Genomic DNA, 19,083 nt, shown 5'->3' with positions numbered 1-19,083 from the left:
GGCTTGGATGAGTACATCCACTACTACAACCATGACCGCATCAAGCTGAGGCTCAATGGCCTGAGCCCTGTCGAGTACAGGACCCAGGCGGCAGCATAGAACTGTCCAACTTTTTGGGGGCAGTCCATCTGTTTCGGGCCAGTGCGGCCTGTGGTATTTGCGCGCGACCGCCTTGTTGGTACGACGCGATAATGAGACAGGCACCAAGGGGCCGCGCGCCAATGCCTCAGGAATAATTGGCCCGAAACAGATGTGGGAGCGGCCTTGCGCCGCGAAGCGCCGCGCGGGCGGCGCTCGATCTCATAGGCGCCAGATAAACCAAGGCATGCGCTTCGCGCAAGCCCCTCGATCTCCCGACGAGCAACCCGCAGCCATTCTTACCGCCCACACCGGCTGGTATCACCATGCTCCGCCGGCGCCTTGCGCGCCGCAGCCAGCAGGGTCGCCAACACAATCAACGCTGCCCCCGCCGCCATGCGCAGGCTCGGCTGCTCACCAAACAGCCACCAGGCACCGAGGATCGCATACACCGGCTCCAGCGCGATGATCATGCCGGCGGTACGTGCCTCCAGGCCTTCGAGGCTCTTGACGAACAGAAACTGCGACAGCCCGGTGCAGAACACCCCCAACAGCGCCAGGTTGACCCAGTCGTCGCCGCCCAGGCTGGTACTGGCCAGGTGGGTGAAGGCGAACGGCGCAACCAGCGCGGCTACCACCACGTTCTGCCAGAAGGCTACCTGCAAGGCATTCATGTTCGACGCATTGCGGCGGTTGGCTACGGTCAGCACGGCGAACGCCAGGCCCGAGCCCAGGCCCCAGATCAGGCCAAGGGTGCCGCTGTCGAGCAGGTCGAAGGACGGCACCACCATCACCAGGCCCGCAGTCACCATCAGCAACAGCAAGCCCTGCACGGCACCGATGCGCTGGCCGAACACGCCGCGTTCGATCATGGCTATAAAGGCAGGGAAGCTGGCGAAGCCCAGCGTGGCCACGGCCACGCCGCCGACCTTGACGGCGATGAAGAAGGTCACCCAGTGCGTCGCCAGCAACGCGCCGGTTAGGCCCAGGATGGGCAGGTTGCGCAGGGTCAGCGCATCGAGCAGGCGGGTGCCCTTGAGCCCGGCGACGAAGCCCAGGGCAATGAAGGCGAAGGTGGCACGGCCGAAGGTGATGATGCTGGCGTCGGCCTCGATCAAGTGGCCGAGGATACCGGTCAGGCCGAACAGCACAGCGGCGAGGTGTGCAACGAGCAGGGCGTTGCGCCGGCCGGTGGCAGCACCGGCTACGGGGATTGAAGTCGCGATCATGGCAGTCAAATTTTCACAAAGTGGCGCGCGCAAACACTCCCTGCTGGCGCGGCGGGGATCTCTAAATCTGGGAGTTTTATCGTTATGAGCCCGGGCGAATTGCCCGGTGCAAAAAGGCGCCACAGCGTTGGAATTGTGAAGCGAGGCTGCTTACTCGCAAATACCGCGTCAACCAGCCCACGGCGCGGGGCTGGTCGATGTGTGTATTATTTTTGTATACAGGGATGTGAGGCCGATTGCGGGCGACGCATACATGTCAGATCGCGACATCGCTTGTTGCTTGACCGCGCCGTGTCATTCTTCGCCGTAGTTCATGATCGACAACAGCCGGATCGGCACCTGCACCAGTTGCTCCGGCCCGTGTGGGGTTTCGCCATCGAAGGTCAGGCTGTCGCCGGCATGCAGGTGGTAGAGCTGGTTACCGTGGCGGTACACCAGTTCACCCTCCAGCAAATGCAGGAATTCCGTGCCCGGGTGGGCAAAGGTCGGAAACTCCTCGCTGGCATCGTCCATGCTCACCATGTACGCCTCGAAGTTCTTTTTCGGGCCCCTGGCGTGATTGAGCAAGTGGTAGGTATGGCCCTTATCGGTACCGCGGCGCACCACCTCCAGCCCTTCACCGGCCTTGACCAGCAGCGCGTTGCCATCGGGCTGGTCATACTGGCTGAACAGCTTGGCCATCGGCATGCCTAGCACGTCGCACAGGCGGCTGAGGGTATCGAGGCTGGTCGACACCTGGGCGTTCTCGATCTTGCTCAGCATGCCCTGGCTGATCCCGGCGATGCGCGCCACGTCGGCGAGCTTCAGCGACTGGGCCTGGCGCTGGCGCTTGATCTGCAGGCCCAGGTACTGCTCCAGGCGAAGGCGGGGTTCGGTTTCGGTCGGCATCAAGAGTCCTGCACGGTTTCAGTTCAAGAATAAAGATTTCGCACTGGGAAAGTGCGCCAGGCGGCTGCGATGGCCGTCGGTTTCCTGGGGTGAAAACGAGTTTCCCATATCTATAACGAAAATGTCTCCGTCATGGCACCAGCTCCTGTCGCGGGCAAGCCCCCTGTGACAAGGGATTGTGGGAGGGGACGTGCCCGCTAAGCGGTAGCACTCGGTAAGTTGGCAAGCACATTGCATTCCTGTGGTGAAAGTAAGTTTCCCATGCGGAATTACATGCCGCCCCTTACCCGGAGTGCTCAACCCATGTTGCCAGCAGAAACCCAGCGCACGCTCGACCAGCACGGCATCAAGTACGTGCTGGCGCAGTTCGTCGATATCCATGGCGCGGCGAAGACCAAATCGGTGCCGATCTCGGGCCTGAAGATGGTGGCCGAGGAGGGCGCCGGTTTCGCCGGGTTCGCCATCTGCGGCATGGGCATGGAGCCGCACGGCCCGGACTTCATGGCCCGTGGCGATCTGGCCACGCTGATCCCGGTGCCCTGGCAGCCTGGTTATGGCCGGGTGGTGTGCGTCGGCCACGTCAACGGTAAACCTTGGCCCTACGACAGCCGCTATGTGTTGCAGCAGCAGGTGCAGCGCCTGGCCGACAAGGGCTGGACGCTGAACACCGGGCTTGAGCCCGAGTTCAGCCTGTTCCGCCGGGACGAAGCCGGCAAGCTGCAGGTGGTGGATGCCTCCGACAACCTCGACAAGCCGTGCTACGACTACAAGGGCCTGTCGCGCTCGCGGCTGTTCCTCGAACGCCTGACCGAAGCCCTGCAGCCGGTGGGTTTCGACATCTATCAGATCGACCACGAGGACGCCAACGGCCAGTTCGAGATCAACTACACCTACAGCGATGCCATGGAGTCGGCCGACCGCTTCACCTTCTTCCGCATGGCGGCCGGCGAAATCGCCAACGACCTGGGGATGATCTGCTCGTTCATGCCCAAGCCCGACCCCAAGCGTGCCGGCAATGGCATGCACTTCCACCTGTCGCTGGCCAGCAGCACACACAAGAACCTGTTTCATGACCCCTCCGACAGCAGCGGCATGGGCCTGTCCAAGCTGGCCTACCACTTTGCTGCGGGCTTGCTTGCCCATGGCCCGGCGCTGTGCGCGTTCGCCGCGCCCACGGTCAATTCGTACAAACGCCTGGTGGTCGGCCGCTCGTTGTCCGGTGCTACCTGGGCGCCAGCCTTCGTGGCCTATGGCGCCAACAACCGCTCGGCGATGGTGCGCATCCCCTATGGCCGCCTGGAGTTTCGCCTGCCGGATGCCGGCTGCAACCCCTACCTGGTCACCGCCGCGATCATCGCCGCCGGCCTGGATGGTATCGACCGTGAACTGGACCCTGGCCAGATGTGCAACGAGAACCTCTACAACCTGAGCCTGGAAGAAATCGCCGCACGCGGCATCAAGACCTTGCCGCAGTCGCTCAAGGAAGCCGCCGACGCGCTGGAGGCCGACCCCTTGTTCCGCGAGGTGCTCGGCACCGAGATCGTCGACGAGTTCATCAAGCTCAAGCGCATGGAGTGGGTGGAGTATTGCCGCCACGTCTCCGACTGGGAAATCCAGCGCTACACCGAGTTCTTCTGACCGCCCCCATCCTTGGCGCGGCCAGCAAGACAGCGGTCGCCCACTGCCCAGTAAGGAGCAACACCATGTGTGGAATCGTAGGCCTGTACCTGAAAAAGCCGGCGCTGGAAGCCCAGCTCGGCAAACTCTTCGAACCCATGCTGCAGGCCATGACCGACCGTGGCCCGGACAGCGCCGGCTTTGCCATCTATGGCGATGAAGTGGCCGATGGCTGGGTCAAGCTGACCTTGCAGGCAAGCGCTGTGGACTATCCGTGGGCGGCGCTGATGGGGCAACTGGAAGGGCGCCTGGGCTGCTCGCTGGACTGGTTCCAGAACGCCAGCGCCGCCGTGCTCAAGGTGCACACCCACGAAGCGGCCGCCCGTGCAGCCTTGGCCGAGCTGGCCGCCGACGTGCGCATCATGAGCGCCGGGCAGAGCATCGAAATCCTCAAGGGCATGGGCCTGCCGGCCGAGATCTCTAGTCGCTTCGGCCTGGCCGGCATGCAAGGCAGCCACATCATCGGCCACACCCGCATGGCGACTGAAAGTGCAGTGACCCTGGAAGGCAGCCATCCGTTTTCCACCGGCGCCGACCTGTGCCTGGTGCACAACGGCTCGCTGTCCAACCACTTCCGCCTGCGCCAGGAGCTGAAACGCGAAGGCATCAGCTTCGAGACCGACAACGACACCGAAGTGGCGGCTGGCTACCTGGCCTGGCGCCTGCAGCAGGGCGACAGCCTGGCGCAGGCCCTGGATGGCGCCCTGCAAGACCTGGACGGCTTCTTTACCTTCGCCATCGGCACCCGCAACGGCTTTGCCGTGATCCGCGACCCGATTGCCTGCAAGCCGGCGGTGCTCGCCGAAACCGACGACTACGTGGCCATGGCCTCCGAGTACCAGGCCCTGGCCAGCTTGCCAGGCATTGAAAACGCCAAGGTCTGGGAACCAGCACCGGCCACCTTGTACGTCTGGGAGCGCGAAAGCGCCTGACCTGTCACCGACTCACTGGAGCACCTCATGAAAACGATCGACCTTTCCAGCGCCTCGGTGCGCGAACTCAACCAGGCCCTGCACGGCGACGTGCAGGACCGCGAGTGGCGGGTCAGCCGCCCGGACGGCAAGCACAACCTGGCCGTGGGCATCAACCAGCCGTTGTCGGTGGATATCGACGGCCACGCCGGCTACTACTGCGCCGGCATGAACCAACAGGCCAGCGTCACCGTGCACGGCAACGTCGGCGTGGGGGTGGCCGAGAACATGATGTCCGGCTCGGTGCGGGTCAAGGGCAGTGCCTCGCAGGCAGCCGGCGCCACGGCCCACGGCGGGCTCTTGGTGATCGAGGGCGATGCCGGGGCACGCTGCGGCATTTCGATGAAGGGCGTGGACATCGTGGTCGGCGGCAGCATCGGCCACATGAGCTGCTTCATGGGCCAGGCCGGGCGCCTGGTGGTGTGCGGCGATGCCGGCGATGCGCTGGGCGACTCGCTGTACGAGGTGCGCATCTACGTCAAGGGCTCGGTGCAGTCGCTAGGCTCGGACTGCATCGAAAAAGAGATGCGTGCCGAGCACCTGCAAGAGCTGCAGGCGTTGCTCAACGAGGCGGGCCTGGAGCACAAGGCCGCCGATTTCAAACGCTACGGCTCGGCCCGTCAGCTGTACAACTTCAAAGTCGACAACGCCAGCGCGTACTGATCCAGGAGCCTACCCATGAGCGAACAATTCCCCCCGGTACTGCGTGAATCGGCCACCTTCGATCGCCTGACCATTCAGGAAATCCAGCGTGCCGCCGAAACCGGCATCTACGACATCCGCGGCGGCGGCACCAAGCGCCGTGTGCCGCACTTCGACGACTTGCTGCTGCTGGGCGCCAGCGTGTCGCGCTACCCGCTCGAGGGCTACCGCGAAAAGTGCGGCACCGATGTGGTGCTCGGCAACCGTTTTGCCAAGAAGCCGATCCACCTGAAGATCCCGGTGACCATTGCCGGCATGAGCTTCGGCGCGCTGTCGGCCAATGCCAAGGAAGCATTGGGCCGGGGTGCGACCATCGCAGGTACCAGTACCACCACCGGCGACGGCGGCATGACCCCGGAAGAGCGTGGCCAGTCGCAGCACCTGGTGTACCAGTACCTGCCGTCGCGCTATGGCATGAACCCCGACGACCTGCGCAAGGCCGATGCCATCGAGATCGTCCTCGGCCAGGGCGCCAAACCGGGCGGCGGCGGCATGTTGCTGGGCATGAAGGTTACCGAGCGGGTGGCCGGCATGCGCACCTTGCCGATCGGCGTAGACCAGCGCAGCGCCTGCCGCCACCCAGACTGGACCGGCCCGGACGACCTGGCGATCAAGATTGCCGAGCTGCGCGAGATCACAGACTGGGAGAAGCCCATCTACGTGAAAATCGGCGCCAGCCGCCCGTACTACGACGTCAAGCTGGCGGTGAAGGCCGGCGCCGACGTGATCGTGCTCGACGGCATGCAGGGCGGTACCGCCGCGACCCAGGAGGTGTTCATCGAACATGTCGGCATCCCCATCTTGCCGGCCATCCCGCAGGCGGTGCAGGCGCTGCAGGAGATGGGCATGCACCGCAAGGTGCAACTGATCGTCTCGGGTGGTATCCGCAACGGTGCCGACGTGGCCAAGGCCATGGCCCTGGGGGCTGACGCCGTGGCCATCGGCACCGCCGCGCTGATCGCCCTGGGTGACAACCACCCGCGGCTGGATGAGCAGTTGAAGGCGATCGGCTCTGCGGCTGGTTTTTACGATGACTGGCAGAACGGCCGTGACCCGGCGGGCATCACCACCCAGGACCCGGAACTGGCCAAGCGCCTGAACCCGGAGGAGGCCGGCCGGCGGCTGGCCAACTACCTGCGCGTGCTGGTGCTTGAGGCGCAGACCATGGCCCGCGCCTGTGGCAAGTCGCACCTGCATAACCTCGACCCGGAGGACCTGGTGGCGTTGACTGTGGAGGCGGCGGCGATGGCTCGGGTACCACTGGCGGGCACCGCCTGGGTGCCCGGGCAAACGCAGTACTGATGCGGCCCTTTCGCGGCACAAGGCCGCTCCCACAGGGACCGCGCAGTGCCCGTACCTGTGGGAGCGGCCTTGTGCCGCGAATGGCTGCAAATCAGGCCCTACCAGAGCGCGATGTCATAGGTCAGGTAGACCCGGTTACTGTCCCGCCCCCGGGAATAATCAGCGCGGTAGACGTAGTTGCGCAGCTTCACCCCCAGCCCCTTGAATGTGCCCGCCTGCACGACGTAGGCCAGTTCGCTGTCGCGCTCCCATTCACGTGCCCCGGCATCACCTGCCTTGTCGTTGTCACCGCTCAGGTAGCGGCTCATGAAGGTCAGCCCAGGCACACCGGCTGCTGCGAAGTTGTAGGCGTAACTGATCATCCAGGTCTTCTCGTCTTCTTCAATGAACTTGCCGATACCGACGTTGCTGAACGAGTACACGGTGGCGCCGCTGATGTAGGGCAGCCCGGCAACCCCATCGAGCACCTGATAACCCGCACCCACGGTGTGGCCGCTGTGGGCATAGCTGAGCTGGCCGCTGAGCATGTCGTTATCGATGGGGCCACCCTGTGCTGCGCCATCGTCGCGGCTTTTGAAGTAACGCACATCACTGGCCAACACGCCCCCTGCCAGCGGCAGCTCATGGGCAATGCCGGCAAAGTCCTGGCGGTAGAAGTTGTTCAGCTCGCCGCGAAAGTAGCTCAACCGCAGGGTTTTGCTCACTGCGTAATCGGCACCGGCATAGTTGAAATCCGCTGATGCATCGCCGCTGTAGCCATCGGCGAACAGGCCAGTGCTGTCGGACGAATCGCGCTGCTTGAATCGCTGCAGATGGCCACCGGTCAAGGTCAACCCGTCAATATCGCTGGAGACCAGCTGGGTGCCCTGGTAGGTCTGCGGCAGCAGGCGCGCGTCGTTGTACACCAATACCGGTGTCTTGGGCAGCAACGTACCGTGCTTGATCACGGTCTTGCCCAGCCGGGCTTTGGCGGTGACCCCGGCACTGGCAAACTCATTGGCCGCGCGGCCATCGTCATGCACCGGCAACAAGCCGGTACCGCTGCGCCCGCGGCCCGAGTCCAGCCTGACGCCCACCAGCGCCATGGCATCCAGGCCTACCCCTAGCGTGCCTTGTGTGAACCCGGATGCGTAATCCAGCAAGAACCCTTGCGCCCATTCCACCCGTTCACTTTTTGCCGTAGCAGCAGCACGTGCGCTGAGGCCTTGCTCGTCGCGAAAGTTCTCGTTGAAGTACACGTTGCGCAATTGCAGCTTGAGTGCGCTGTCTTCGATGAAACCAGCAGCGTGGGTCAGGGGCACATGGGCAAACAGCAGGCCGCACGCAGCCCTGCGGAGAATGACTTGGGTCATGGTCCGGATACTCTCTTGTTATTGTGGGTTGGGCATTCAGACGAAGAACGACAGCGCTCCGGTCAGCAGCGCAATCGCAGTAATGACCAGCGAGGTGAGCACGGCCCACTTGACCGTGGCTTTCTGGAAGTCGCCGATATCCCGGTCGACCATGCCGACCAGCAGCAAGGTCGAGGCCACCAGCGGGCTCATCAGGTGCACCGGCTGGCCGAGCACCGAGGCGCGGGCGATCTCTACCGGGTCGATGCCATACGCTGCGGCGGCATTGGCCAGGATCGGCACCACACCGAAGTAATAGGCATCGTTGGAGAGCACGAAGGTCAGCGGCATGCTGGTAATGGCCACCACCAGCGGGAACCAGTGGCCCCAGGATGGCGGAATCCAGTCGACCAAGGTCTGCGCCAGCGCATCGACCATCTTGGTGCCGGAGAAGATGCCCGCGAAGATGCCTGCGGCAAATACCAGCAGTACGACGGTCATGGCATTGCCGGAGTGCGCCAGTATCCGCTCCTTCTGCACATTCAGTTGTGGGTAGTTGATCATCAGCGCGGCGACAAAACCGATCATGAACAGAATCGCGGCGTGCATCACCCCGGCTACCAGGGCGATCATCACTGCCACCACCAGCACCAGGTTGACGTAGGCCAGCCGTGGGCGCTTGTGCGGGGTCTCTTCCAGAATGGCCTTGATGTAGCAGTTGCCGCCGCCTGCTTGCAGCTGGATGTTGCCGATGCGCTTGCGCTCGGCGCGCCCCAGCAGAAATGCCGTGAACACCACCCAGGCGGCACCGCCGACCATGGTCGGCAGCATGGGGATGAAGTACTCGGACGCGTCCAGGCCCAGTGCCGCAATCGCCCGCGTCGCCGGCCCGCCCCAAGGGCTCAAGCCACTCATGATGCTCAGCGACAGCATGGCTACGGTGGCGAGGATCATCGGGTTCATGCCGATGCGTTTGTACAGCGGCAGCATGGCTGCGCAGGTGATCATGTAGGTGGTGGTGCCATCGCCGTCCAGCGCCACCAGCAGCGAGAGCAGGGCGGTACCGATGGCGATCTTTACCGGGTTGCCGTTGACACGCTTGAGGATCATGCGGATCAGCGGGTCGAACAGGCCGGCATCGATCATCAGGCCGAAGAACAGGATGGCGAACAGCAGCAATGCTGCCGAGGGTGCGACCATTTTCAGGCCGTCGAGCATCATTTTGCCAAGGTCGGGCGCGAAGCCTCCGATCACGGCGAACACGATCGGCACCAAGGTCAGGGCGACGATAGGCGACAAGCGTTTGCTCATGATCAGGTAGGTGAATGCCACCACCATGGTCAAACCCAGCAATGCCAGCATGGTTTTCTCTCTTGTTGTTATTGTCAGTGTGGCCGAACGCAAGGCAAACGGCGGTCTTGCCGCCCGGCGTCATGCCTGCCGGGCGGTGCGGTTAACGTAGGTGCAGCGGGGGTCAGCTTTGGCGGGTAGGCTCAGCGGCCGGCCAGGGGGCGTTCGGCTCGGCGACGGCGGTTGACGGCATTTTCCCGTCTGCCAGCATTTGCCTGAGTACCTGCCGGTCGCAAGCACCTTCGGACAGCGAGATGACCACGGTGGCCACGGCGTTGCTGGCCAGGCTGGTGAGGGCGCGTGCCTCTGACATGAAACGGTCGATACCGATCAGCAGCGCCAGGCCGGCCAGTGGGATATCGTGGATCACCGTCAGCGTCGAAGCGAGCGCCACGAAACCGCTGCCCGTCACACCGGCGGCGCCTTTGGACGACAACAGCATGATCGCCAGCATGGTCAGCGTCTGGCCCAGGCTCAGGTCGATGTTGCACGCTTGCGCGATGAATACGGCGGCGAGCGACAGGTAGATCGCAGTGCCATCGAGGTTGAAGGAGTAGCCCGTGGGCAGCACCAGCCCGACCACGCCCTTCCTGCAACCCAGCGCCTGCAGCTTTTCCAGCATCCGTGGCAATACCGGCTCGGTAGACGAGGTGCCGAGTACCACCAGGAACTCCTCGCGGAAGAACCGCAACAGCTTCCACAAGCTGAAGCCGTGCAGCCGGCACAGGCCACCCAGTACCACCAGCACAAAGAATGCGCAGGCGATGTACAGGGTCATCACCAGCTTGGCCAAGGCGCCCAGCGAGGTAATGCCGTACTGGCCCACGGTAAAGGCCAGCGCGCCGAACGCACCGACCGGGGCAAAGCGCATCAGGTAGCCGAAGATGCGGAACACCATCTGCGAGGCGGACTCCAGCACGTTCAGCACAGGCTGGCCATGTTCGCCCATGGCCGACAGGGCAAACCCCGACAGCACCGCGATGAACAGCACCGGTAGCACTTCACCTTTGTTGAAAGCGCCCATGAAGGTGTCAGGGATGATGTGCATGAAGAAGTCGACCACGCCCAGCTTGGCCGCCGACGCGGTGTACTGGCTGAGGCCCGCCGTGCTCAACGTGGCAGGGTCGATGTTCATGCCCACGCCAGGCTGGAACACATGCACGGCCACCAGGCCGATTACCAGGCTGATCACCGTCAGCACCAGGAACAGCAGCAGCGTCTTGCTCATCAGGCGCCCCAGCGAGCGCTTGTCGGTCATGCCGGCAATGCCGGTGACGATGGTGCAGAACACCACGGGCGCGATCATCATCTTGATCAGCTTGATGAAGGCATCCCCCAGCGGCTTCAGCGCCACGGCCTGCTCGGCCCAGAGGTGGCCGACCAGTACACCCAGCAGCACGGCGCAGAGGATCTGAAAGTACAACGATTTGATGAGTTTCATGAGGCATCACCCATTGTTGAAATTGTGCGGATGCGCTTTGGGTTGAACATGTGCAGTACGCGCTAGCTGGCAAGGCGGCGCATTGTCGGGGCATACACGTAACCTGAGAAGAGCCGGCGGGCAGTGCGGATCACCGACGCTTGCAGCTTGCCGCCATCGCGGCTCAAGGCCACATCGATGACGCCGCTGGGGTGCTCCAGCCGTACTTCGGACAGTTGCAGGGCGTGCTCGCCCAACAGTTGGGCGGTCACGGTGCCGGGGGTCACGCAGGCCGTGGCCAGGCCAATCGCGCCAGTGATCGCCAGCGCACGGTGGCAGTTGTGCGGCATGAAGTAGCGCACCTGCAGCGTGCCGTCGCTGGTTGGCGGCGACACCACCACCGGTTTCGGGATCACCATGCCACGCACATCACCCAGGCCCATGGCCCGGCCCGCTTGCAACCGCAGGGCTTCCAGGCGCTCGAGCAGTGCGCTGTCGGCATCCAGGGCGGCAGGGCGCTCGTTACCGGCCAGGCCCAGCTGGCTGGCTTCGATGATCATCAGCGGCATGGCCATGTCGATGCAGGTGACGGCCGTGCCATCGAACACATCGCGGGCCTGCCCGGTGGGGAACAGTTTTCCAGTCTTGCTGCCGACCGCATCAAGGAAGGTCAGGTGGATCGGCGCGGCCGTGCCGGGTACGCCGTCGATAGCGGTGCGGCCTTCGTACTTGACGGTGCCGCCAGGGGTTTGCACCAGCGAGGTGACGAAGGTCTGGGTATTGAGGTTGCGAATGCGCACCAGGGTTTTGTCGCCTTGGGCTTTCACCAGCCCCTGTTCGATGGCAAATGGGCCGACCGCACACAACATGTTGCCGCAGTTAGGCGCGGTGTCGACGCGTCGCTCGGCGACCATGACCTGCACGAACAGGTAATCGACGTCGGCGTCAGGGTGCAGCGAGGGGCTGACGATCGCCACCTTGCTGGTTTGCGGGCTGCCACCACCGATGCCGTCGATTTCCAGCTCATGGCCAGACCCCATCAGGCTGATCAGTACTTCGTCGCGTTCCACCACATTGGCCGGCAGGTCCCAGGCATGGAAGAAAGGGCCTTTGGAGGTACCGCCGCGCATGAGCACACAAGGGATTCGTTGCATGACTACTGACTCTCGTTGATCAATTGGCATCATTGATGTGTTGAGAGAAAGAGTGACAGGCGTTGATAAATCAATCCAATGCAAATATCGTAGCGATTGATGCATGCAGTTGAATAATTGCCGACGCTATGACGTGGAGCCAAACCTGTGGAATATGAGCTGCAAGATATCCGTTCTTTCGTGAAAATCGCCGAACTCGGCAGCTTTCATGAAGCAGCTGAGGCCCTGCACCTTTCCCAGCCAGCACTCAGCCGGCGGATCAAGAAGCTGGAAGAGGGCCTGGGCACGCCTTTGCTCGAACGCACCACGCGTCGGGTTGGCCTGACCAGTGTCGGCCGTGATTTCCTGCCCAAGGCGCGGCGCCTGCTCGATGATTTCGAAGACTCGATCCTGAGTATTCGCGAACTGGCCGAGCGCCAGACCGGACAAGTCACCCTGGCGTGCATCCCGACGGCGGCGTTCTACTTCCTGCCCACCGTGATTCGCCAGTACAACGAGCAATACCCGAAAATCCGCATCCGCCTGCTCGACCTCAGCGCCAACGATGGCCTTGAAGCGGTCTTGCGCGGCGAGGCCGATTTCGGCATCAACATGATGAGTGGCCAGCACCCGGACATCGAGTTTGTGCCGCTGGTCAACGAGCATTTCGTGCTGGCCTGCCGCCGCGATCATGAACTGGCAAGCCGCGAATCGGTGACTTGGACGCAGCTGGCTGACCACCGCCTGATCGGCGTGGGGCGCCTGAGTGGTAACCGCATGCTGCTGGACCACGCCTTGTCGGGGCTCAACATACGGCCCAAATGGTTTTATGAGGTGCAGCACCTGTCCACTTCGCTCGGCATGGTCGAGGCAGGGCTTGGTGTGTCTGCGATGCCCAGCCTGGCCATGCCGGCAGCGGACCACCCGACCCTGGTCAGCGTGCCCCTGACCGACCCACAGGTGACGCGCACTCTGGGCCTGGTCTATCGGCGCGGGGCTTCGCTGTCGCCGGCTGCAGAAAAGTTCGTGTCGATCCTGCTGGAAAAATGGCGGGGCGGCTAAAAACGCCGTGCGGGGGTCAGAAACAAGCCGGCCCGTGTCGCCACGGGCCGGCTGCAGGTGATGCCGGTTGGCTCAGCGGGCGATCACACGCCCACCGCCAGCTTGGCACTGGTCTGCCGACGACGATAGGCACTGTCGCGGCTCGCCAGCCACCCGTACAGCGGCGAGGTGACCAGCAGCCCGACCACCCACGACAGGTCGGCGCCGTTGATGTGCTCGGAGATCGGCCCGACGTACAGCGGCGTGTTCATGAACGGGATCTGCACCACGATGCCCACCGCATAGGCAATCAGCGCCTGGGGGTTGTAGCGCCCGTAGATGCCGCCATCGACCTTGAAGATCGACTGGATGTCGTAGTCGCCCTTGTGGATCACATAGAAGTCGATCAGGTTGATCGCGGTCCAGGGCACCAGCACCACCAGCAGCACCAGCACCATGTCGACGAAGTGGCCGATGAAGTCCTTCGAGGCGAACACGGCTACTACACTGCAAGCCGTCAGCACGATCAGCGACAGCACCGCGCGGCTCTTGGCGGTGGGGATCCAGCGGTGGGCGAAGGTCTGGATCAGGGTGATGATCGACAGCACCGCGCCGTACAGGTTGAGGGCGTTGTGGCTGATCACGCTGAGCAGGAACAGCACCAGCATGATCGGGCCGAGGGTGCCGGTGGCGAGCTTGACCGCGTCCATGGTGTCCATGCCGGCCGGGATCGCCAGCACCGCCACGGCGCCGAAGATGAACGACAGGCTCGAACCCAGGGCCGAGCCCAGGTACGTGGTCCAGAAGGTCGATGAGACCTTCACGTCAGCCGGCAGGTAGCGCGAGTAATCCGACACGTAAGGGGCAAAGGCAATCTGCCACAGCGCCGCCAGCGACACGGTGGCCAGCCAGCCGGCCAGGTTGAAGCCGCCGCGGGTCAGGAAGTCGTCGCTTTGCACATGGCTGAAGATGTAGCCGAAGCCGACCACGATGCCGATGCCGAGCACCCAGGTGCCGATGCGGTTGAGCACGTGGATGAAGCGGTAGCCGATGATGCCGATGATGCCCGACCCCAGCGCACCGATGACGATACCCACCGGTACCGGCACGGCCTCGACCACACCATGCAGCGACTTGCCGGCCAGGACGATGTTGGAGGCGAAGAAGCCGATGTACATCACCCCGGCGATCACCACCACCAGCAGCGCGCCGAGCGAGCCGAACTGGGCGCGGCTCTGGATCATCTGCGGGATGCCCATCTGCGGGCCCTGGGCCGAGTGCAGCGCCATCAACACCCCGCCGACCAGGTGGCCGACCAGGATGGCGATGATGCCCCACACCAGGTTCAGGTGAAACAACTGCACGCCCAGCGCGCCGGTGACGATGGGCAGCGGCGCGATGTTGCCGCCGAACCACAATGTGAACAGATCCCTTACCTTTCCATGGCGGTCTTGCGGGGGCACGTAGCCGATCGTGTGTTTTTCTATAAGGGGTGCCGTGTTGGCTGCACTGGTCATGACTGACTCCAAGGCAAGGTGGGGCAGGGGGTACTGCCCGGGGGCGTGCCGGCGAAGGGCAACGCGTTCTTGTTGGAGGGATGATGCGGGGAGTCGGGATAACGAGAAATTAGTAAATATGTGCCCATAAACCTTAAAAAACCTAAGGCTGACAAAAGGTTAAGGGACGAGTGGTAGCAAGGAGCGGGCCACCGCGCTGAAAGCCTTGAGCGTGGGGGCTGCAGGCTGTCGGGAAACAGCACAGGTGAGCCGGCGTGGTGCGGCGTGCGCGTTTCCAGTGCAGGTGAACAGGCGGTAGATAATCAGAAATTGTCACTACATCGGTAACAGCCGATCCTGAATCACTTCCTTCATCACCAATGTCGAACTCAGCCGCTTCACATTGGGAATGCTGGTCAGGTGCTCGTCATACAGCTTCTGAAACGCTGGCAGGTCCTTCGCCACCACGTGCAGCAGGTAATCCGGGTCACCGAACAACCGCTGCGCCTCGACGATCTGGGGGATCTCGGCTAGCGCCGCCTCGAAGTCCGCCACCGGCTGGCGCGTCACCTCGCGCAAGGTGACGAACACCAGCGCGGCAAAGTTAAGCCCCAGCGCGGCCGGTGCCAGGCGCGCGTGGTACCCGAGAATGGCGCCGGCGTCTTCCAGCGCCTTCAGGCGACGATGGCAGGGCGACAAGCTCAACCCTACGCGGTCAGCCAGCTCGGTCACCGACAGGCGCCCATCTTTTTGCAGCTCGGCAAGGATTTTTCGATCTGTCCGGTCCATTGAGAAGAATCTTCCAGTATTTATATGTTGGTGGGGAATATACGAAAGAAAATGCCCCGACGGAATCCGTAATCTTTCTGCACACCAAGACAACACTAAGGAAGATTCAAGTGGCAATCAGTGTGCTGACGGCGTTCTGGGCCGTGTCGTTGCTGTTCGTGATCACCCCAGGGGCGGACTGGGCGTATGCCATCTCCGCGGGCATGCGCGGGCGCTGGGTGATGCCTGCGGTGGCAGGCATGTTGTCGGGGCACTTCCTGGCAACCCTGGTGGTGGCTGCTGGCGTGGGCAGCCTGCTCGCTGGGCACCCGCTGGCGCTGATGTTGCTGACGCTGGCGGGCTGTACCTACTTGCTGTGGCTGGGCGGCAACCTGCTGCTGAGCCCGGGTGTGCCGCAGGCGGGGCAGGACGGCGTGGGGGACTCCGGTTCGCGCTGGGCATTGAAGGGCTTTTGCGTGAGTGGGCTGAACCCGAAGGTGTTCCTGCTGTTTCTTGCCCTGTTGCCGCAATTCACCGACCCACACTCCAGCTGGCCCGTGCCGCTGCAGATCCTGTTGCTCGGGCTGGTGCACCTGTGCAGCTCGCTGGTGATCTATTCGCTGGTGGGCTATGGCGCCAAGGCCGTACTGAGTACCCGGCCTGGGGCAGCGAAGATGGTCGGGCGGGTATCGGGCCTTGCCATGATCGCGGTGGCCCTGGGGCTGATTGCCGGGCAGTTGGGCTGAATCTACCGGCGCTGACGTGGCTCGGATACACTTGCCGCTTCTCTTCGCACAGCCAGGATGTGCCCCATGCCCGAAACCGCCCAACTGCTGACATTCGCGCTGATCTGCCTGGGCATGGTGCTGACGCCCGGGCCGAACATGATCTACCTGATTTCTCGTTCGATCTGCCAAGGCCGTAACGCCGGCTTGATATCCCTTGGCGGCGTGGCCCTGGGCTTCGTCATCTATATGCTCTGCGCGGCGCTGGGTATCACCGCGCTGGTGATGGCGGTGCCGTTTGCCTATGACGTGCTGCGCATCGGTGGCGCACTGTACTTGCTGTACCTGGCCTGGCAGGCGCTGCGGCCCGGCGGTAGCTCGCCATTTCAGGTACGTGAACTGCCTGCCGACAGCCCGCGGCGGCTGTTCACCATGGGTTTTGCCACCAGCCTGCTGAACCCCAAGATCGCGGTCATGTACCTGTCGCTGATGCCGCAGTTCATCGAGCCCGGTCACGGCAGTGTACTGGTGCAGTCGCTGGTGCTGGGCTGCACGCAAATCGCCATCAGCGTATCGGTCAATGCGCTGATCGCCGTGATGGCCGGTTCCATCGCCGTGTTTCTCGGCGGCCGGCCCGTGTGGCAGCAGGTTCAGCGCTGGCTGATGGGCACCGTACTGGCCGGCCTGGCGCTGCGCATGCTGGCCGAAGGGCGCCGCTGAACAACCGCTGATTTCTGTGGAACGAACCGTTGATTGCAACGCTCCTATCGTAAGATGGATAGCAAGGTGCCCGGGGCTTCCCAGACATGAACCTGTTACAGCAACGCGATGCGCACACTCCGCCACTGCATTTTCTGCTCAACGGCGGCACCATCGGTGGCCTGCTGCAGTCGATGGACTGGAGCAGTTCGCCGCTCGGCCCTCCCGAGCACTGGTCGCCCCACCTGCAGGCGGTAATGGCTACATTGCTGCCGGCCCAGGCGCAGTTCGTGCTGTTCTGGGGCGAAACTTACGTAGCGCTCTACAACGATGCCTATGCACCGACCATTGGTACCAAGCATCCCCAGGCACTGGGGCGCCCGGCTGAGGACAACTGGCGTGAGCTGTGGGACGACCTTGAGCCGCTGCTGCGTGGCGTGCGTGAGACCGGCCAGACGTTTTCAGCCAAGGACCGCCCGTTCTATATAGAGCGTCGCGGTCTGGGTGAGACCGTGTACTTCGATGTCTCCTATTCCGCCGTGCGCGAAGCCGATGGCAGCGTTGGCGGGGTGTTGTGCCTCGTGACTGAAACCACCGAACGGGTTCGTTTCCAACAGCGCCAGGCGTTTTTGCTGGAGCTGGGCCGCACCTTGCCTGGGCTGGGTGAAGCGGAGCGTATCGAGGCCTATGTGGTGGCACGCCTCGCCCAGCACCTGGGGGCGACGCAGGTGTGTTTCGGCGAGGACCTGGGCGACGGCGCAGGTTACAAGGTTGCGCATGACTGGGCTGACGGCCTGCCTTCGAGGGTCGGCCAGCACCGCTACACCACGTTCGGAACATCGCTACGTGAGCAGTTGGTGGCGGGTAAGGTGGTACAGCAGGCCTATGACAGCGCATCGGCGCCGCTGAGCGGCTTGTGTAGTACGCTGCATGTGCCGGTGCTGCGCGCCGGCCGCTTGGAAGCCATGCTTGCCGTGCACTTTCACACGCCACATCACTGCTTCGAAGACGAGTGCCAACTGGTCGAGGATGCCGCCAAGCAAGCCTGGGCGGCCATTACCCATGCCCGTGCAGAGCGTGCCCTGCACCTGCTCAACGAAAGCCTGGAGGAGCGCGTCGCGGCCGTGCTGGCCGAGCGCGAGGCGGCGATTCTGCAACTGCATGAAGCGCACAAGCTGGAGATGATCGGCCAGTTGACCGGTGGCATCGCCCATGACCTCAACAACATGCTCACGCCAATTATCGCCTCCTTCGAATTGATGCGTCGGCACCCGCAATCCGAGCGAGCTCCCCGCTTGATCGACGGTGGCCTGCAGGCCGCCGAGCGGGCGCGCAATCTGGTGGGGCGCTTGCTGAGTTTCGCCCGTCGACAAACCCTCAAGCCACAAGCCGTGTCGCTGGCTGCCTTGGTGGAGGACATGCGCGAACTTATGGCGCGCTCGCTTGGGCCGACCATTGCCGTGCAGGTGCAAGTCGACCCGTTGCTGCCCGCCGTGCTGGTCGATCCGCATCAACTGGAGCTGGCGCTGCTCAACCTGGTGGTCAATGCCCGCGACGCCATGGCCGGCGGCGGTGCCCTGAGCATCGTCGCCGGGCTCGATGCCGACGGCCCACCGCACCCGGCAGGCACTGCGGGCGCGCCGTTGGTCTGGCTGCAGGTTCGCGACAGTGGCAGCGGCATGAGCGATGAGCAGCTGCGCCGCTGCGTCGAGCCATTCTATTCCACCAAGGGCGTGGGCAAAGGCACCGGCCTTGGCTTGCCGATGGTGCAGGGGCTGGCGGTGCAGTCGGGTGGTGGCTTCGCGATTCGCTCGCAGCAGGGGGAGGGGACTGTGGCCACGCTGTGGTTGCCGATCAGCGATGTCGCCGCAGTTGGCCGTGACAGTGACAGTGCAGAGGCGCCCCTGGCCGACCACGCCAGCCGAATTCTGTTGGTGGATGATGAGGAGATCGTGCGCCATGCCACGGCCTTGCAGTTGCGCGACCTGGGTTACGAGGTGTGCGAAGCGAGCAGTGCCGCAGCAGCGATGCAGCAGGTGGAGCAGGGCTGGCAGCCGGACGTGCTGGTGACTGACCACGTCATGGCCGACATGACCGGGGTGCGTTTTGCCCAACAGATGCGCGAGCGCCAGGCTGACCTGCCGGTGTTGATCATCACCGGCTATGCCAACCTTACACCCCGCGAGCTCAAGGGCTTCGAGGTGTTGCGCAAGCCGTACCGGCGCGCCGAGCTGGCGCAGAGTGTGGCGCGGTTGCTGGCCGCCCCGCGTTAG

The 19,083-nt window shown here is 63.6% G+C and carries 17 protein-coding genes; 9 read left to right on the top strand and 8 right to left on the bottom strand.

What is annotated here, in order from left to right:
* Nucleotides 1-99: IS3 family transposase (locus CKW22_RS26900; protein WP_143500713.1), on the top strand; the 99-nt coding region annotated here is incomplete at its 5' end.
* A gap of 278 nt (nt 100-377) precedes the next feature.
* On the opposite strand, the gene CKW22_RS26895 is transcribed toward CKW22_RS26900, so the two are convergent.
* Both CKW22_RS26895 and CKW22_RS26890 read right to left on the bottom strand, forming a co-directional pair.
* A complete protein-coding gene (locus CKW22_RS26895; RefSeq protein WP_033697302.1) occupies nt 378-1,307 on the bottom strand; it encodes a DMT family transporter in 930 nt (309 codons plus the stop codon).
* 294 nt (nt 1,308-1,601) lie between these two features.
* Nucleotides 1,602-2,195: a cupin domain-containing protein gene (locus CKW22_RS26890; RefSeq protein WP_033697303.1), complete on the bottom strand. Its 594-nt coding sequence runs from the start codon at nt 2,193-2,195 to the stop codon at nt 1,602-1,604.
* 303 nt (nt 2,196-2,498) lie between these two features.
* Here CKW22_RS26890 and glnT point away from each other — a divergent pair, with 303 nt between their 5' ends.
* The 4 genes from glnT to CKW22_RS26870 all read left to right on the top strand — a co-directional run bounded on the left by glnT (nt 2,499) and on the right by CKW22_RS26870 (nt 6,847).
* Nucleotides 2,499-3,833 carry a type III glutamate--ammonia ligase gene (glnT, locus tag CKW22_RS26885; RefSeq protein WP_095065594.1) on the top strand — a complete coding sequence of 445 codons (1,335 nt, stop codon included), beginning with the start codon at nt 2,499-2,501 and terminating at the stop codon, nt 3,831-3,833.
* Nucleotides 3,834-3,898: 65 nt separating this feature from the next.
* Nucleotides 3,899-4,804 (top strand): glutamine amidotransferase family protein, encoded by a 906-nt coding sequence (locus tag CKW22_RS26880; RefSeq protein ID WP_033697305.1) that lies wholly within the window; start codon nt 3,899-3,901, stop codon nt 4,802-4,804.
* 27 nt (nt 4,805-4,831) lie between these two features.
* On the top strand, nt 4,832-5,506 hold the full coding sequence (locus tag CKW22_RS26875; RefSeq protein WP_033697306.1) for a protein glxC: 675 nt from the start codon (nt 4,832-4,834) through the stop codon (nt 5,504-5,506).
* 15 nt (nt 5,507-5,521) lie between these two features.
* The gene (locus CKW22_RS26870; protein ID WP_033697307.1) at nt 5,522-6,847 is read left to right on the top strand and encodes an FMN-binding glutamate synthase family protein; all 1,326 of its coding nucleotides are present in this window, start codon (nt 5,522-5,524) and stop codon (nt 6,845-6,847) included.
* A 98-nt stretch (nt 6,848-6,945) separates the two neighbouring features.
* Here the strand turns inward: CKW22_RS26870 and CKW22_RS26865 are convergent, their stop codons facing one another.
* The 4 genes from CKW22_RS26865 to CKW22_RS26850 all read right to left on the bottom strand — a co-directional run bounded on the left by CKW22_RS26865 (nt 6,946) and on the right by CKW22_RS26850 (nt 12,102).
* Nucleotides 6,946-8,199 (bottom strand): OprD family porin, encoded by a 1,254-nt coding sequence (locus CKW22_RS26865; RefSeq protein WP_033697308.1) that lies wholly within the window; start codon nt 8,197-8,199, stop codon nt 6,946-6,948.
* 36 nt (nt 8,200-8,235) lie between these two features.
* Entirely contained in the window at nt 8,236-9,561 is a 1,326-nt protein-coding gene (locus CKW22_RS26860; RefSeq protein WP_328286657.1) for a citrate:proton symporter, read from the bottom strand.
* A 91-nt stretch (nt 9,562-9,652) separates the two neighbouring features.
* Nucleotides 9,653-10,969, bottom strand: a complete 1,317-nt coding sequence (gene dctA, locus CKW22_RS26855) for a C4-dicarboxylate transporter DctA (RefSeq protein WP_033697310.1) — start codon at nt 10,967-10,969, stop codon at nt 9,653-9,655.
* Between the two features lie 62 nt (nt 10,970-11,031).
* Nucleotides 11,032-12,102 (bottom strand): 4-oxalomesaconate tautomerase, encoded by a 1,071-nt coding sequence (locus CKW22_RS26850; protein WP_077068377.1) that lies wholly within the window; start codon nt 12,100-12,102, stop codon nt 11,032-11,034.
* A gap of 147 nt (nt 12,103-12,249) precedes the next feature.
* Between CKW22_RS26850 and CKW22_RS26845 the strand changes: the two genes are divergently transcribed.
* Nucleotides 12,250-13,143 (top strand): LysR family transcriptional regulator, encoded by an 894-nt coding sequence (locus CKW22_RS26845; protein ID WP_033697311.1) that lies wholly within the window; start codon nt 12,250-12,252, stop codon nt 13,141-13,143.
* Nucleotides 13,144-13,226: 83 nt separating this feature from the next.
* Here the strand turns inward: CKW22_RS26845 and CKW22_RS26840 are convergent, their stop codons facing one another.
* The gene (locus tag CKW22_RS26840; RefSeq protein ID WP_033697312.1) at nt 13,227-14,639 is read right to left on the bottom strand and encodes a cytosine permease; all 1,413 of its coding nucleotides are present in this window, start codon (nt 14,637-14,639) and stop codon (nt 13,227-13,229) included.
* Nucleotides 14,640-14,954: 315 nt separating this feature from the next.
* Nucleotides 14,955-15,407, bottom strand: a complete 453-nt coding sequence (locus CKW22_RS26835) for an Lrp/AsnC family transcriptional regulator (RefSeq protein WP_033697313.1) — start codon at nt 15,405-15,407, stop codon at nt 14,955-14,957.
* Nucleotides 15,408-15,517: 110 nt separating this feature from the next.
* Here CKW22_RS26835 and CKW22_RS26830 point away from each other — a divergent pair, with 110 nt between their 5' ends.
* From CKW22_RS26830 to CKW22_RS26820, 3 genes are all read left to right on the top strand, one after another.
* Nucleotides 15,518-16,132 carry a LysE family translocator gene (locus CKW22_RS26830; RefSeq protein WP_047583884.1) on the top strand — a complete coding sequence of 205 codons (615 nt, stop codon included), beginning with the start codon at nt 15,518-15,520 and terminating at the stop codon, nt 16,130-16,132.
* A 66-nt stretch (nt 16,133-16,198) separates the two neighbouring features.
* Nucleotides 16,199-16,831, top strand: a complete 633-nt coding sequence (locus CKW22_RS26825) for a LysE family translocator (RefSeq protein WP_033697315.1) — start codon at nt 16,199-16,201, stop codon at nt 16,829-16,831.
* An 86-nt stretch (nt 16,832-16,917) separates the two neighbouring features.
* The gene (locus CKW22_RS26820) at nt 16,918-19,083 is read left to right on the top strand and encodes a response regulator (protein WP_047583885.1); all 2,166 of its coding nucleotides are present in this window, start codon (nt 16,918-16,920) and stop codon (nt 19,081-19,083) included.

Source organism: Pseudomonas sp. Irchel s3f19 (assembly GCF_900187555.1).
GTDB classification, from domain to species: Bacteria; Pseudomonadota; Gammaproteobacteria; order Pseudomonadales; family Pseudomonadaceae; genus Aquipseudomonas; species Aquipseudomonas capeferrum.
Note: the sequence above shows the minus strand (reverse complement) of the source record. Positions and strands in the feature narration are given on the sequence as shown.

What these genes read in the sequence shown, in the direction of transcription:
- CKW22_RS26895 (WP_033697302.1), bottom strand. Translation starts at nt 1,307, where the DNA reads ATGATCGCGACTTCAATCCCCGTAGCCGGTGCTGCCACCGGCCGGCGC.
- CKW22_RS26890 (WP_033697303.1), bottom strand. Translation starts at nt 2,195, where the DNA reads ATGCCGACCGAAACCGAACCCCGCCTTCGCCTGGAGCAGTACCTGGGC.
- glnT (WP_095065594.1), top strand. Translation starts at nt 2,499, where the DNA reads ATGTTGCCAGCAGAAACCCAGCGCACGCTCGACCAGCACGGCATCAAG.
- CKW22_RS26880 (WP_033697305.1), top strand. Translation starts at nt 3,899, where the DNA reads ATGTGTGGAATCGTAGGCCTGTACCTGAAAAAGCCGGCGCTGGAAGCC.
- CKW22_RS26875 (WP_033697306.1), top strand. Translation starts at nt 4,832, where the DNA reads ATGAAAACGATCGACCTTTCCAGCGCCTCGGTGCGCGAACTCAACCAG.
- CKW22_RS26870 (WP_033697307.1), top strand. Translation starts at nt 5,522, where the DNA reads ATGAGCGAACAATTCCCCCCGGTACTGCGTGAATCGGCCACCTTCGAT.
- CKW22_RS26865 (WP_033697308.1), bottom strand. Translation starts at nt 8,199, where the DNA reads ATGACCCAAGTCATTCTCCGCAGGGCTGCGTGCGGCCTGCTGTTTGCC.
- dctA (WP_033697310.1), bottom strand. Translation starts at nt 10,969, where the DNA reads ATGAAACTCATCAAATCGTTGTACTTTCAGATCCTCTGCGCCGTGCTG.
- CKW22_RS26850 (WP_077068377.1), bottom strand. Translation starts at nt 12,102, where the DNA reads ATGCAACGAATCCCTTGTGTGCTCATGCGCGGCGGTACCTCCAAAGGC.
- CKW22_RS26840 (WP_033697312.1), bottom strand. Translation starts at nt 14,639, where the DNA reads ATGACCAGTGCAGCCAACACGGCACCCCTTATAGAAAAACACACGATC.
- CKW22_RS26835 (WP_033697313.1), bottom strand. Translation starts at nt 15,407, where the DNA reads ATGGACCGGACAGATCGAAAAATCCTTGCCGAGCTGCAAAAAGATGGG.
- CKW22_RS26825 (WP_033697315.1), top strand. Translation starts at nt 16,199, where the DNA reads ATGCCCGAAACCGCCCAACTGCTGACATTCGCGCTGATCTGCCTGGGC.
- CKW22_RS26820 (WP_047583885.1), top strand. Translation starts at nt 16,918, where the DNA reads ATGAACCTGTTACAGCAACGCGATGCGCACACTCCGCCACTGCATTTT.